14 protein-coding genes are annotated in these 14,566 nt (G+C 34.7%); 4 read left to right on the forward strand and 10 right to left on the reverse strand.

All coding sequences use genetic code 11. The features are described 5' to 3' along the window. Nucleotides 1-48 precede the first annotated feature (48 nt). On the reverse strand, nucleotides 49-1,122 hold the full coding sequence (locus NiCM35_RS24070; protein WP_095332455.1) for a M42 family metallopeptidase: 1,074 nt from the start codon (nucleotides 1,120-1,122) through the stop codon (nucleotides 49-51). 258 nt (nucleotides 1,123-1,380) lie between these two features. On the opposite strand from NiCM35_RS24070, the gene NiCM35_RS24075 reads away from it, so the two are divergent. Continuing rightward, nucleotides 1,381-1,695, forward strand: coding sequence for a PepSY domain-containing protein (locus tag NiCM35_RS24075; RefSeq protein WP_095332457.1), 315 nt, complete (start codon nucleotides 1,381-1,383; stop codon nucleotides 1,693-1,695). Between the two features lie 140 nt (nucleotides 1,696-1,835). Here the strand turns inward: NiCM35_RS24075 and trmB are convergent, their stop codons facing one another. Further along, entirely contained in the window at nucleotides 1,836-2,474 is a 639-nt protein-coding gene (gene trmB / locus NiCM35_RS24080) for a tRNA (guanosine(46)-N7)-methyltransferase TrmB (protein WP_047944502.1), read from the reverse strand. Between the two features lie 228 nt (nucleotides 2,475-2,702). Between trmB and NiCM35_RS24085 the strand changes: the two genes are divergently transcribed. Continuing rightward, a complete protein-coding gene (locus NiCM35_RS24085) occupies nucleotides 2,703-2,981 on the forward strand; it encodes a YtzH-like family protein (protein ID WP_047944503.1) in 279 nt (92 codons plus the stop codon). A 15-nt stretch (nucleotides 2,982-2,996) separates the two neighbouring features. On the opposite strand, the gene NiCM35_RS24090 is transcribed toward NiCM35_RS24085, so the two are convergent. From NiCM35_RS24090 to pepV, 6 genes are all read right to left on the reverse strand, one after another. After that, on the reverse strand, nucleotides 2,997-3,770 hold the full coding sequence (locus NiCM35_RS24090) for a phosphotransferase family protein (protein ID WP_123258092.1): 774 nt from the start codon (nucleotides 3,768-3,770) through the stop codon (nucleotides 2,997-2,999). A 455-nt stretch (nucleotides 3,771-4,225) separates the two neighbouring features. Next, entirely contained in the window at nucleotides 4,226-6,373 is a 2,148-nt protein-coding gene (gene pulA / locus NiCM35_RS24095; RefSeq protein WP_123260669.1) for a type I pullulanase, read from the reverse strand. Between the two features lie 58 nt (nucleotides 6,374-6,431). Then, complete coding sequence (locus NiCM35_RS24100) at nucleotides 6,432-7,406, reverse strand: nuclease-related domain-containing protein (protein WP_095332463.1); 975 nt, start codon at nucleotides 7,404-7,406, stop codon at nucleotides 6,432-6,434. 28 nt (nucleotides 7,407-7,434) lie between these two features. Further along, on the reverse strand, nucleotides 7,435-8,010 hold the full coding sequence (gene thpR / locus NiCM35_RS24105) for an RNA 2',3'-cyclic phosphodiesterase (RefSeq protein ID WP_123258094.1): 576 nt from the start codon (nucleotides 8,008-8,010) through the stop codon (nucleotides 7,435-7,437). A gap of 339 nt (nucleotides 8,011-8,349) precedes the next feature. Further along, on the reverse strand, nucleotides 8,350-9,210 hold the full coding sequence (gene dat / locus NiCM35_RS24110) for a D-amino-acid transaminase (RefSeq protein WP_095332467.1): 861 nt from the start codon (nucleotides 9,208-9,210) through the stop codon (nucleotides 8,350-8,352). A 24-nt stretch (nucleotides 9,211-9,234) separates the two neighbouring features. Next, nucleotides 9,235-10,653 carry a dipeptidase PepV gene (gene pepV / locus NiCM35_RS24115; RefSeq protein WP_095332469.1) on the reverse strand — a complete coding sequence of 473 codons (1,419 nt, stop codon included), beginning with the start codon at nucleotides 10,651-10,653 and terminating at the stop codon, nucleotides 9,235-9,237. Between the two features lie 178 nt (nucleotides 10,654-10,831). Here pepV and NiCM35_RS24120 point away from each other — a divergent pair, with 178 nt between their 5' ends. Both NiCM35_RS24120 and NiCM35_RS24125 read left to right on the forward strand, forming a co-directional pair. Next, entirely contained in the window at nucleotides 10,832-11,293 is a 462-nt protein-coding gene (locus NiCM35_RS24120; RefSeq protein WP_095332471.1) for an NUDIX hydrolase, read from the forward strand. 399 nt (nucleotides 11,294-11,692) lie between these two features. Further along, the gene (locus tag NiCM35_RS24125; RefSeq protein WP_016202849.1) at nucleotides 11,693-11,914 is read left to right on the forward strand and encodes a DeoR family transcriptional regulator; all 222 of its coding nucleotides are present in this window, start codon (nucleotides 11,693-11,695) and stop codon (nucleotides 11,912-11,914) included. Nucleotides 11,915-12,059: 145 nt separating this feature from the next. Here the strand turns inward: NiCM35_RS24125 and NiCM35_RS24130 are convergent, their stop codons facing one another. Next, nucleotides 12,060-12,782: a pseudouridine synthase gene (locus tag NiCM35_RS24130; RefSeq protein ID WP_095332473.1), complete on the reverse strand. Its 723-nt coding sequence runs from the start codon at nucleotides 12,780-12,782 to the stop codon at nucleotides 12,060-12,062. Between the two features lie 86 nt (nucleotides 12,783-12,868). Then, nucleotides 12,869-14,494, reverse strand: a complete 1,626-nt coding sequence (locus tag NiCM35_RS24135) for a putative polysaccharide biosynthesis protein (protein ID WP_095332475.1) — start codon at nucleotides 14,492-14,494, stop codon at nucleotides 12,869-12,871. Between the last annotated feature and the right edge of the window lie 72 nt (nucleotides 14,495-14,566).

The following is a 14,566-nucleotide window of genomic DNA, read 5'->3' on the forward strand; positions in this document are numbered from 1 at the left end:
CTTTGATTAAATTTTTTATATGCATTATTTTAAAAATAGTTTTGGTTATTATTGATTTGCACGCAGTGTTTCGATGGTTGTATGATCCGTTGTTTTTACTAATTTAGTTACCAGTTCTTTTGCTGCCGCATAATCATCGATGTGGATAATAGAAGCACTTGTATGAATATAACGTGAGCATATGCCAATAACAGCGCTAGGTACACCATTGTTTGAAATATGAACCTGTCCCGCATCCGTTCCGCCTGGTGAAATAAAGTACTGGTAGGCAATATTATTAGATTCCGCTGTATCTAAAATAAATTCTCTCATCCCTTTATGCATAACCATCGTGGCATCATAAATGCGTAACAATGCTCCTTTTCCAAGCTGACCAAATTGATTTTTATCACCAGAGGCATCATTTGCAGGACTTGCGTCTAAAGCATAAAATACATCTGGCTTAATCATATTAGCTGCAGTTCTAGCTCCTCTAAGACCTACTTCCTCTTGCACAGTAGCCCCAGAATACAAGATATTCGGAATCTCCTCTCCTTGAAGATTCTTTAACAATTCAATCGCTAAACCACAACCATAACGATTATCCCAGGCCTTTGCCATAATTTTCTTTTCATTAGCCATTGGCGTAAATGGACAAATTGGCACAATCATTTGACCAGGCTTAATCCCAATTTTCAATGCATCTTCCTTATCATCCGCTCCGATATCGATCAGCATATTTTTTATATCCATTGGTTTACTTCTTAATGCTTCGTCCAATAGATGTGGAGGAATCGAACCGATTACCCCAGTAACAGGTCCTTTATTAGTTATAATCTGTACTCTTTGTGCTAAAAGGACCTGACTCCACCAGCCACCGATAGGCTGAAAACGAATCATTCCGTTATCCGTGATTGCAGTAACCATAAAACCAACTTCATCCATATGTCCGGCAACCATAACAGTTGGTCCATTTTCCGTTCCTCTTTTCACCCCAAAAATACTGCCAAGGTTATCTTGCACGATTTCATTTGTATAAAGACTTAATTGTTCTTTCATAAATTTTCGAACTTGGTGTTCATTTCCAGCTACTCCCGGAAGTTCCGTTAATGTTCGAAACATATCTAATGTCTGTTGTTCCATTCTAGTTAAACCCCTTTAATTACTATGTATTTTGATAATATATTTATTGTACCGAAATATCTAACTGCATACCACTACTTTCCTCTAACCAATTAGAAATTATCCACTTTAAAACTTAGAACCAGTACTCAGGCAGAAATCGGCTAATCATTTCTTCTATCATATAAATTAGTTATAATAACAATATCTACTTTTTTGTAGCTCGAAGTATTTAGCCTAATACAAAAAAATACGACACAAAACATAAGGAGTTCTATTATGAATTGGAAACATATCATAGGCGGTGTTGTGGCAGGACTAGCCGCAAGCTATATCGTGAAAGAAGTCATTGTTAAAAATAGTAGTCTTTCGGGTGACCAGGTCTTATCTTTAGCTAAAACTGCTTTTAAAGAAAAGGGACCGATTAACGGATCTTGGATAAATATGGAGAAGGAAATACTTCATACGCAAGCATCTTCCCTTACCGTTTATAGAGGTGGTATCACTCGCATGAACGGTGATACACAAGAAGTATATGAATTCATTTCAGATAGTGAGACAGGCAGGATTCTTGATGTTAATCAATTAACCTAACTGTATTTTAGCAGCTGGGACAAAGCAATTTTAAAAGAATAAAAAAACCCAACCAATGATACGAAATATTTTTGAAATCTTCGTATCATTGGTTGGGTATATCTTGGCTGGAAAGGTTACGTCTCCAACCTCTTTTACTCTTATTTAAATTGCACTTCACAACGATAAATTCTATTTCCTCGATTGGAAAATTTCTCTTCATATTCAGTCATGATATTGCCCTCATAATCGCTATTATGCAAATCAAGGCTTACATATTTTAAAAGCATACCATATTCAGAAAAACTCTTAAGAGAGTATTCAAATAACCCTTGGTTATCTGTTTTAAAATGCACTTCCCCTTTATCAATGAGAACTGATTGATATGAATCCAAGAACGTTTTATACGTAAGTCTTCGTTTTTCGTGTCTTGTTTTTGGCCAAGGATCGGAAAAATTTAAATAAACTCGTGCAATTTCTCCTTTTTCAAAATAATCCTTAAGCTTTTCTGCATTTATATTCATTAACTTCAAGTTTGGTACTTCTGCTTCAATTAATCGATCTAACGCAGAAACAATGACACTTTCCTGAAGTTCTACGCCAATATAATTAATAGAAGGATTTGCTTTTGCCATTTCTGTGATAAATCTACCTTTTCCAGTACCAATCTCAATATGGATCGGCCCTTTTTGACTAAATGCCTGATCCCATTTCCCTTTCCAATCTTCCGGGGTTTGGATAACATATTGCGGATATGCACTTAATTTATCTTTCGCCCATGGTTTATGTCTTAATCGCATGTGGACACTCCTTATTAATAACTATCGTTTCAAACAATATCATGCATTATACATCGATGCAATACTCTTTTCTTGGCAATTGATTTTTTTGAAGGATAAATTTACATTAGGAACATTTGTATAAAGAAAAAAAGAATTCACAACCTATAAGTGAATTCCTTAACTGGTATTTGAAAAGAATGATTTTACTCTTTTCATACTAGAACCTATAGAAAGGGTGTTCTATGTATGCCTATAAACCATGAGCATCAACTAGCATTATTAGCCGATATTCTCAGTAATCAACAAACAGATTGCTGTGGATCTGTAGCAGAATGCGAACAGATCGAAAGATTGATTACTTCTTTAAGAACCAATGATCAAATTGATCAAAATATCCTTCCGATTTTAGAGGAAGTACACCTTTACAGCAAGCAAGGAGTCAATGCCTCCAATTTAGACAATCATATTCATTCACACCAAGACCAATTGTCGCAATGGGTAGATGGAATTAACAATTTATCTTAAAAGATAAATGGACGATTAATCAATGTCATGTAAAAATTGCATCCATTTTTGCATTTCGCTAAATCGGCCTTTTTTCTTATACCAACGTATGGAATTAATCGTTTGAGCAATAACATACCATTTCATTCTTAAGGATAAATGATCGGTAAGTTCATACCCATAAGTATGTAACCAATTTTTCCAATCTTCCTTTGGAATGTACCAATAAAGTAACATACCTAAATCAATGGCTGGATCTGCAATCATTGCACCATCCCAGTCAATTAAATACAACTGGTTGTCTTCAGAAAGCAGCCAGTTGTTATGATTTACATCACAATGACAAACGACATGCTCTGTTGTTTTGATAAACGGAAGATTATCCTCTAAAAATTGGATATATCGAATGATATCTTCGTTATCTTTTAATTCATCGTCTATTTCTGCTTTTATGACTGACAAAATCATTTCAGGATGAAAAGATGTTTTACCCAGTCTTTTGAGCATCTCTAATAAAGGCTTAGAGGTATGAATTTTTTTGAGTAACATGGTTACTCTTTCATCCGTCATATCCGAATGACTAAATTCTCTACCAATCAGCCATTGCTGGGCAGTAAAAACATCTCCGTTTTCAAATCTTTTTGTCCAAACAAGTTTTGGGACAATTCCTTCTGCTGACAGCACAGCTAAAAATGGAGAAGAATTTCGTTTTAAAAAAAGCTTCTGTCCATTATTTTGTGCAAAAAAGGCTTCGCCTGTTTCTCCACCTGCAGGAGTTATTTCCCAATCTTGCCCTAATAAATGTTCCAAAATTGTTCACCTACTATATATTATGCTCCAAAAAAAAGATGAGAAATTCCTGTTTGAGTCTTTTTTGTCCTAAATTTGTAGGAAGAACAAACAAAAATGGTTATTAGCTATTCATCAATTATAGTAAATTATACTCATCGTACAGCTATCAATCTTTAACTAGCACATATGTGCCTAAAATTTAATGAGATAAAAAAGAAAAAGGACATAGTATCCATACAATTATACTATGTATCCAATATTTCCAATCATTTTATATTAAATTTTACTTAAATACTTATTTTTAATTGAAAGTTTCTCATTTAAATATTATCTCTTATTTCATTTTTTAGTCAAGTGAATCTCCAGTTAAAATAAATATTTCTCTTAAAAAATATCGGATTCTCCTATTAAGAACATCTCTCGTTAAATTCCCACTATTCAGGCAATAGTATTCTCACTTGCCAAATAGCATGCTATTTGGCAAGTATCGTTACACTACTTGGGTTAACTATTAGGCTGTCTCCATGTATTGTTGGATAGTCCTCTTCATATACAATTCCGTCTTCCACAAGTATCTTCCATTCATTTTCCGGACAAAAGCCTTTCTCTGCAGAATCATTACCATTTATCAATACGATGATAGTTTTCCATTCTCCAAATTGCTGCAAATCATTTAAACAATACTGGATAACTTCATTTGCTTGCTGATTTATAGTTACATGTTTTTGGATTTCCTCCACAGATCGTAACCGGAAAGCACGATTATTTTTTCTTAGGGAAATTAATCCTTTTATATAGTCAACATTTCTTAAGAATTGGTCTTTTCTATTCCAATCTAACTGATTAATCTCATCAGGCGATTGATAACTATTTTCCACACCAAATTTTGTGCGAAAAAATTCCTGTCCCGAATGCAAGAAAGGGATTCCTTGACTTAGAAGAACAAGAGAAGTTGCCAGTCGGTGTTTTTTACTCTTTTCTTCATCTGATGCATCTGGAAAGCAAATATCGATTTTATCCCATAAGGTATGATTATCATGTGATTCTACATAGTTTACAGATTGCCCTGGTTCAAAAAACATGCCACCTTCTTTATAGATTCCAACGCTACCAGCTAATAATTCAGCAATTTCTCCTTTATATTGCTTATTTCCAAGCGCGTACCCTCGATCATATTTATCAAAGGTGCTCCCCTTTATTTTATCTCTAAATTGATCATTAAACTGGCCAATTCTAGGCAATGATTGTTGATTAGCAATAATGGCTTTCTTGTCATGATTGATGGGGGTTGCAAGATCCCAGCCTTCTCCAATAATTAAGATGCTCTTATCAACATTATCACAAATTGTCCGGACTTCATTCATTGTTTGGCAATCAAGTATTCCCATCAAATCAAAACGTAATCCATCTATTTGATATTCCTCTATCCAAAAACGAACGGAATCGACAATAAATCTCCTTACCATCGATCGTTCAGAAGCAATGTCATTCCCTACTCCAGTTCCATTTGCTGGCATACCATGCTTATCATAGCGGAAGTAATAACCTGGAACGATTTTTTCAAAAGAGGAATCTTCCTTTTTATAGACATGATTATATACAACATCCAAAATGACACGAATGCCTTGTTCCTGTACAGCATGAATCATTTCTTTCAATTCATTAATTCTTACATAAGGATCCATTGGGTTTGTTGAGTAACTGCCCTCTGGAACATTATAATGGGAAGGGTTATAGCCCCAATTGTATTTTTTTAGCACCTCTAGCTCATCAATTTCTTCAAAGTCATGTACTGGGAGGAACTCTATATGGGTGACGCCTAAGTCTTTAATATAGGTTAGCCCTGACAGATTGTTTTGGGGCGTTTGCGTATTCAATTCTGCCACTCCAACATATTTGCCCTTTTGCTGAATTCCACTGTCAGGATGTATCGTTAAATCGCGTATATGCGCTTCGTAGATGATACTATCTACATCCTGTTCTAACGGCGGCAAGGCTGGTTTCTGCCTTTTGGTTTTATTTAAGTCAACGATTACTCCTGTTTCCCCATTTACAGAAACAGCGACAGCATATGGATCAATCGCTTCTTTCCATTCCAAGTTAATAAGGACTAGATAGCTGTAATAATAACCTTCCAAATCTGCTAAATAGGTTGTTTTCCAAACACCTTTTTCTTCTCTTTCCATCTCTACAATCCGTCTTTCCTTACTAGATGGATCTGGAGATTGCAGCACTAATTTCACTTGTTGGGCAGTGGGAGCCCACAGATAGAAAGTGCACTGATCGGAAGCATAATGAACACCTAGTGGTCCATCATAATAAAACTCCTCATCAAATAAAGGTGTTCTGATAACCGCACCTATCTGTAAATCTGTCACACCTTTATTTCCATCTTCGACTTCATATTTTTGCCCGATCTGTATCTTATTATGCGTACGGCATTTGTACTTGACGAAATGCTGCATTTTTTCTTTGGATTCAATCACAAGATTAGTAGCTTGATTAGTCCCTCTTAATATAAATGATGTTGATTCCCCTTGGAAATACGAATAGGGAAGTAGAACAGTTATTAATGACATTTCATCTAAATAGGCAAAGAAACTCCTTCTTATCGATAACAAATCCCTCAACTCCCTTTTCTCATGAACATCTATCTATTCTCAACTTCCCCATTATTGCTTATGATTCCTCTGTATCCCATTCATACCTTCTTTTTGCATTCGTCAAACCATAATGTAAAAGACTTTCTGCTGCTTTTAATTGAATTGCTTTAATTGGTGAATGGTTATTTCTCATTTTATGAAACCATTCTTCATAGTTTCTTTTTTCGATAATTTTCAAATCATATGGTGGTGCTGGAAAATCAACATAGCCATTTCGGGTAAGGATTACTTTTTGTACAGGTAAAGTAATGTCATACTTTTCTAGAATACCCTTTACAATTTTCTCTGTTCTGTTTATAGATATGACAGGACTAAGAATCTTTTTCTCCTTATCCCCCTTTTTTTTAAGCCAAAATTTATCATTCGAACCAACAAATACGGCTGAGTTCTCTGCTTCAAGAACATGTATACACCAAACATCTGTTGGTGTAACTATAATGGTGTCCAATTCAACAGGAGCATTCTTCAATTGAAATAGCGGTTGATAGAGAACCAAAAAGGTATCTGGGAATCTTTGCAAGAAATATTTTAATAAATCATCATAATAAAGTGTTTTTTTTACTTTTGACATTTCTGTGAGCGTAGAACTGGCCCATTTGAGCTGAAATTCAAATAATTGATTTAGAAACTGCTGTTTTAACTCATCGATTGATTGTGGATGTTTATATTTTTTGGCATCGTAATCGAAGTCTAGTTCTTCTTCATCTTCTTCCTTTTTTTCGCTTTCATTTATTTTTGCCGTTTCTGCATCTTCCAACTTATTTCGATTTAAGATGGTTTTCTTTACTCTTTCCAGCAAAGTCGGTTTTTCCATTAACCAGTTGTCTTCTATTGGATTCTCTATGTAAAAGAGACTTCTGTCTTTAGTATCAAAAGCTCTCTTTAATCCTGTCCACTGTTGTTTTTTTAAACGAACAAAACGTGATGGATACAAGACGATATTCTGCTCATATCGCGAAACATAATCTTGCAATTTGATTAACTGCGCCAAGCTTTTCCCCCCCTATATTACAATGTTTCTATTGCTTGTAATTATGAAAGCTGTAACTATTTATTATCTCATATTTGGGTATTTTATCCATATGCGTTTGAAACAGATGAATGCTATCAACATTAGAAATAAAATTTTTAGGCATTGAAAACTCGTTTAACTCCCGCTCTGAAAAGATGGTGTCTTCCTTCCATTTTCTCGCTAAAGTCAAATGTGGATGAAATGGCCGTGTTTCTAACTGAAAACCAGCCTTGCTGCTTACAGCAAAGACCTGATTTCTTAACTCAACCAGTTTCTGCTCTTCTTTCATCCCTGCCCAGAAAATCCGCGGATTTTGTCGCTGACCGAAAACACCCAAATGATCTATATGTATTTGAAAATTAGTACTTAAAGGAGATGATTGATTTAAAAGAACATGTAACTTTTCCTTTTGTTCATCGGAGGCATTTCCTAAAAAGGCAAGTGTAATATGATAATCTAAAGGATGCACCCATTTCTTAAAAGGAAATTTTAGTTGTAACTCTTTTTGTATCTTTTCTATTTCATTTATAACTTGTACATCTGGCTTAATACCAATAAAGTAATGAGGAATAGTTGTCTTCATATCTAATCTTCCTTTTAGCTTTTTTCTCCAGATTGTTATTTCCTCATAAAATTCATTAAATTCTGGCCTCTCTTAACGCACGGCCTTGTATTTCCTTTATAAGAAACATACTTTACGGAGAACAGCCTGTCTTTGTTTTGTTATAGCTCCTAGTAACTTTATTCTATTATATAACCTATCGGATTAATTTTAACCGTATCTGTGTACGATATTTTAGAAATATATATGCTTACTATACCTTACTTTCCATTGAATTACTTTCTTAAAAAAATGAGTTGTCTCAGAAACATAGCTATTAGCCAGTCTGAAACAACTCTTTTTTATTTTTATAAGCAAAAACTAATTGCTTATTTGTCCACACTCACTAATGATTGCATCAACAAATAAATTTTGGAGTTTTTTTGTCATTTCTCCAACTTCCCCTTCCTTGACGGGGACATTATTCACAGAAACGATTGGTGTTACTTCGGAAGTTGTACTGGATAAAAAAACTTCGTCAGCATCGATTAAATCTTCGATAGAAAATGCCTTTTCTTCAACCTCAATCCCATTTTCGCCACATATTTGAATAATTTTTTGTCTAGTAATTCCATTTAATATAAATTGATTTGCTTCGTGTGTTTGAATCTTTTCGCCATTAACAATCCAAATATTTGAAGAGCTACCTTCTGTTACAGATAACTCTCTATACTGGATGCTTTCATAACAATCTGCTTCTGCAGCTTTTTGTTTCGCCATTACGTTTCCAAGCAAATTTAAACTTTTTATATCACATCGTGACCATCTAATATCTTCTACGGTAATGGTACTGACACCATTTTCCAGATTATCAAGTGGTCTATTTAATGTTTTAGTATAAGCTACAAAGGTTGGAGTAACTGCTTCTGTTGGGTAGCTATGATTTCGCGGGCTCACGCCTCTTGTGAATTGCATATAAAGGATACCGGTGCTTAATGAGTTTTTTGCAATTAACTCTTCTAAAAGATTAGTTAATTCTGAGATGGAATAAGAAATAGCTATGCCTATTTTCTCGCTGCTTGCAGATAATCGTTCTAGATGTTCCTTCGCCATGAACATTTTACCATTGTACACACGGATTACTTCATATATCCCATCGCCAAACTGATAACCTCTATCTTCAATATCTACTTTCGCTTGTTCTCTTGGTATAAACTCCCCATTCATTAACACCATTCTCATTTTCTCTTCTCCTTTAATAAAACATTATTTAGCTAATTCATATATTGCTTGTGCATAAATAGCAGTTGCCTTCAACAAATCTTCTATATACATATATTCATCTTTTTTGTGCGCAATATCTTCTCTTCCTGGAAAGAGTGGTCCGAAAGCAACTCCTTTTTCTAGCGACCTAGCATAAGTGCCTCCACCAATTGATAAAAGCTTCGCCTTTTCACCAGTTTGCTCTTCATAGACTTTGCTTAGTGTCTGAATTAATTCAGAGTCTTTTTCTACATAATGCGGTTTAGAATCCGTGAAATTTTCCAAGCTGAAATTATGTTCTGCTAGTAATTTTATTAATTTTTCTTTTGTTTGATCCATATCATTGGTAACAGGATAACGTACTGTCTGTCCTATTTTCCCACCATGATCTGACTGATAATCCAATATCCCAGCATTTAATGTCAGCTCTCCTGTTATCTCATCCTCAAAATCGATACCAAGTTTTTTCCCTCTAGAGTCATTCACAAAGAAGTTTCTTACAAATTGAAAATAATGGTCCGCTTTTTCATCCAATTCTAACTCTACGAGAAAATCAGCCAGCTTTAATCCAGCATTTATGCCATTATTAGGCTCTAGACCATGTGCTGAAACTCCCTCTAATTCTAATACTAAATCGCCATTGTCAACTAAATAGCGGCCAGGGATATTTTCAAGTTTCAAATAATTTTGATATCGTTGAATAATCTCCGTTTGCTCTCCTTCTTTGACTTCTAACACAGCTTGCGCAAAGTCTGGGACCATATTATATCTTCTACCTGATGAAAAACAGAGAATTTTAACTTCACCCGAATCGCTAGATGCTTCCGTGTATTTTTGTACAATGTCAAAATCAGAAATTCCTTTTTCCGCATAAATAATCGGAAAATCTGCATCAGGAGCAAAGCCGATTGTAGGCATACTTTCTTCTTGAAAATAAGTCTCTACACATCTCCAATCACTTTCTTCATCGGTTCCAATAATCATTCGAACCTCTTTCGTTAAGGGAAGGTGCAGCTCCTTCACAATTTTCATTGCATAGTAAGCAGCCATTGTAGGGCCTTTATCATCTAAAGCGCCTCTTGCGAATATTTTCCCATCGCGAATCTCTGCCTTGTAAGGATCACTTGTCCATCCATCTCCCTCAGGAACAACATCTACATGGCAAAGAACCCCAACGCTTTCTGTTCCCTCACCATAAAGTAAATGTCCAGCAACATTTTTTACATTCTTACTAACAAAACCATCTTTTTCACCCAAGGATAGCATATAGGTTAATGCTTCTTTCACACCTTTTCCAAAAGGTGCATCCTCTGTTGCATTTTCTTCATCTAATACACTCTTAATTTGCAACAGCCCTTGCAAATCCTTAATAAAACTATCTTTACGATTATGTACTTCATTTAACCAATCAATTGAACTCATAGCTGCCTCCTTGCAAGCTTATAAATATATTATAGGAAAAACATATCATAAAACGCTTTATATGAAAAATAAAAGCTTTAAATCCCTATTCCACTAAATTATCATTAAGTATAGTATACCTTTTATTAAAAACAAAGCTATACTTATTTAATCTAGCATATGGAAGGAATGTATTTAATTGGGATACGTAGAAGATTTAAGAAAGCTTGTCGGAAAAATGCCTATTATTCTTGTTGGAGCAGTAGTTATCCTGTTCGATAAAGATCAGAAAGTACTTTTGCAAGAGAGAAAACATCCTAAACATGTGTGGGGTTTACCTGGTGGATTAATGGAATTAGGAGAAAGCACAGAAGAAACAGCAAAACGAGAAGTTTTCGAAGAAACGGGTCTGCAAATAACGAATCTTCAATTATTATCCGTTTATTCTGGGAAAGATTATTTTGCGGTGGCCGCAAATGGGGACCCTTTTTACACCGTAACAACTGCCTACTGCACTTCAGAATATGAAGGAAAGCTCAAAAATGATCAAGAGGAGGCATTCAGTCTCCGATATTTCAATTTAGATGAACTACCAGAAAAAATGGTCGGCAGCCATAGAAGAATGATTGAAGACTTTAAAAAGAATTTAAAGAGAATTTAAAAAACCTTATCCCGTTTTATTTTTTTATTTCATTTGGTTTATCAACCACAAAAATCGGGAAAGAAAGTTATTTACTAACTTTTCGCATTTTTATTCATATCATAAACATAAATCCCATATGATGAATGTAAAGAAACCCTGCAGGGGGTGGTAAATAAATACATAAATAAGCAAATATTTTGTAAATTAACGCAAATAATGTAGAATATATTAGTAAATAGGGGTACAATATTTATATAGAATTTCATTCTATTAACTATTTCACTATTTATTTAACCAGTTGAAAAGGGGTTGTCTGTGGAAAAGAAAATTACATACGCTTGAAGATTTTACTCTTCAAATAAGCTGTCGGTCGCTGGAATTTGCCAAAGGTTTGAAAAAAGGATAGGGAGTGGTTTATTGAAACCTTCAACTAACCGGATGTTAAACCGTATCAAATCCGTCTACATGTTTATTAGTAAGCGTGGAACTGTCACAACACAAGAGCTAGTGGAGGAATTTGGTATTACTCCGCGAACGATTCAAAGAGATTTGAATGTGTTAGCTTATAATGACTTGGTACAAAGTCCAAGTCGTGGAAAATGGACAACAACTAGAAAAAAAGTAAAAATGACATCCTAAAACGAATGGAACGAACTTAAGTTTAAAATTTGTTTAATAAAAAGCAAAAACCTTACTAGATTTTCAGGAAAGGATTGATATTTTCCTAAAATCCAAGTAAGGTTTTTACTTTTACTCCACTAATATGAGCTATTATAGCCATATTCTAATTATTTACTTCATAGTTTCTTAACAGCTCTATTTCTTCTTCTGTCAACTCCCGATATTCTCCAAGCTCTAGTGTTTCATCCAGTTCCAATGGTCCCATGGAAATCCGCTTTAAATAAACAACTTTTTTCCCAACACTTTCAAACATTCTTTTCACTTGATGAAATTTCCCTTCTGAAATCGTTAGTTCAATATCAGAAGTTTCGCCAGCTTTTAATATTACTAGGTGACCAGGCTTCGTAAGGTATCCATCATCTAAAACAACGCCCTTTTTAAATGCCTCGATATCCTCTTCGCCTACTTTCCCACTTATAACGGCAAAGTACGTTTTCGGAACGTGTTTTTTGGGAGATAATAAACGATGTGCTAATTTGCCATCATTTGTGAGCAGAAGTAAGCCTTCTGTATCCTTATCCAACCTTCCTACAGGAAATGGATTATAAACGGAATCCTCTATTTGCAGAATGTCTACCACTGTTTCTTCTCTTGTATCTTCAGTTGCAGAAATAATGCCAGGTGGCTTATTCATCATTAAGTAAATAAACTCTTTGTATTCGACTATTTCATTATTTAACGATACTGCATCCTTTTCCGGATCTACTTGATGCTTAGCATCTTTAATAATTACATCATTTACTTTTACTGCCTTATTTTTCAGGAGCATTTTCACTTCTTTTCTACTTCCGTACCCTAAATTAGCGAGCATTTTATCTATTCGCATATAAACTCAACCTCTATCTATTATTTCTATTTTTAAAGGCTCTTTTCCTATTATTTAAAAGCTTACTTCCTACTGTTTCTCCTAAATTAAAAAGGAAGTCTTAATTTTTGTTTTATTTTATTAGCTTGCTCTCCAAAAATGCGATAAATCAATTTAGAGCGGTAAGCTAAATATACGTACATGAGAACTCCAAAAATAGCTACAATAACAACCATTAATAAAGAAGCTACAACGGACTCTGTTGATAAAAATAACCGGAGTAATGAATAGACAATATTTGTTACAATATACATCATTACCGAAAATCCAATGATGAGAATGCTTCTTCGAATAACTATTTTATAGGAATAATTTGCGTATGCCTTTATTACCCCTAAATTAATGAGGATAGATACTGTATACCCTAATGAAGTTGCAAGGATAGCGCCATTTGTTTCCCATCTTTCTATAAACGGGATATTTAAACTTAATTTAATTAAAATCCCTACTAATAAACTTAATATAGTAAATCGTTGCTCATTTAACCCTTGTAAGATGGACGCGGTAACTGGATAAAGGGAAAAAAGAATGGCAACAGGAGCATACAATCTTAGCACTTCTGCACCCATTAGAAGATCTTCTGTCCCATAAAACAACCGATACACTGGCTCTGCTAGAACAGAAAGACCAATACATGCGGGCAACGTAATAAATAATAAGACTTGGAAAGTTTGATTTAAGTTTGTGGCAAGATCGGTATGATCCTCTTTTATAAAGGCTCTTGTAATCATTGGAATTAATGCCATCGAAAAACCAGTTGCAAGCGATACGGGAATAATAATGATTTTATGGGTTTGGTAATTAAAAATATTTAAGGCAGTTTCAGAGATTGAACTTAGCCCAATACTACTCATCGCACGGTTAAAAGTAACGGTATCGATTGCCTGAAATAACGGATTCGCCACTCCCACGAAAACAAATGGAGCAGCAGACAAGAGAATTTCTTTATACATAGAGCGCAGACGAATATCTGTCTGCATGCCTTTATCATATAATAAAAGATTATCATACTCATCTTTACTTTTTCGCCAATACAATAACAGCACAGCAAGTCCACCTATTGCACCGACAAATGCTGCAAAAACGGAAATACTGACTGCAGTAATCAATTTTCCTTTTAATATAAACAGAACAATTGCTGATCCGCCAAGTAAGAAAACAATCCGAACAATCTGCTCGATTACTGTCGAGACAGCTGAAGGTGCCATTGCATCATGCCCTTGAAAAAAGCCTCTGATTAAACTCATAAATGGAACGACAATCAATGCGAAGCTTACTGCACGGATAACTGTTGTAACCTGCCCTACGGTTGAGGTCAAGTCATCATCTGATATAATAAGCCCTGCTAAAAAGGGAGCTGCTGCATATAAAGCTAAAAAAGACAGGACCCCACTTGCCAGCATGATCACTAATCCTGACTTAAATAATCTTCTTCCTACTTTATATTCTCCCATTGCATTATATTTCGAAATAAATTTACTTACAGCCAATGGAATACCAGCTGTTGCAATACTTATTACAATAGTATAAGCTACATAAGAATATTGATATAGCACTGTCCCTTGTTTTCCGACAATCATATTGAATGGTATAACATAAAATAACCCTAACGCTTTGGATATAATGGTCCCAAGTGTTAAAATAAATGTGCCTTTAAGCAATTTTGATGACATAAAATCCCTTCCTTAAACGAAGCTCTCTTAAAACGTTACACAAATAAGTATTTTACCACGAAAATAGGTAAT

Source organism: Niallia sp. M35, from assembly GCF_050971705.1.
Classification (GTDB): domain Bacteria; phylum Bacillota; class Bacilli; order Bacillales; family Cytobacillaceae; genus Niallia; species Niallia circulans_A.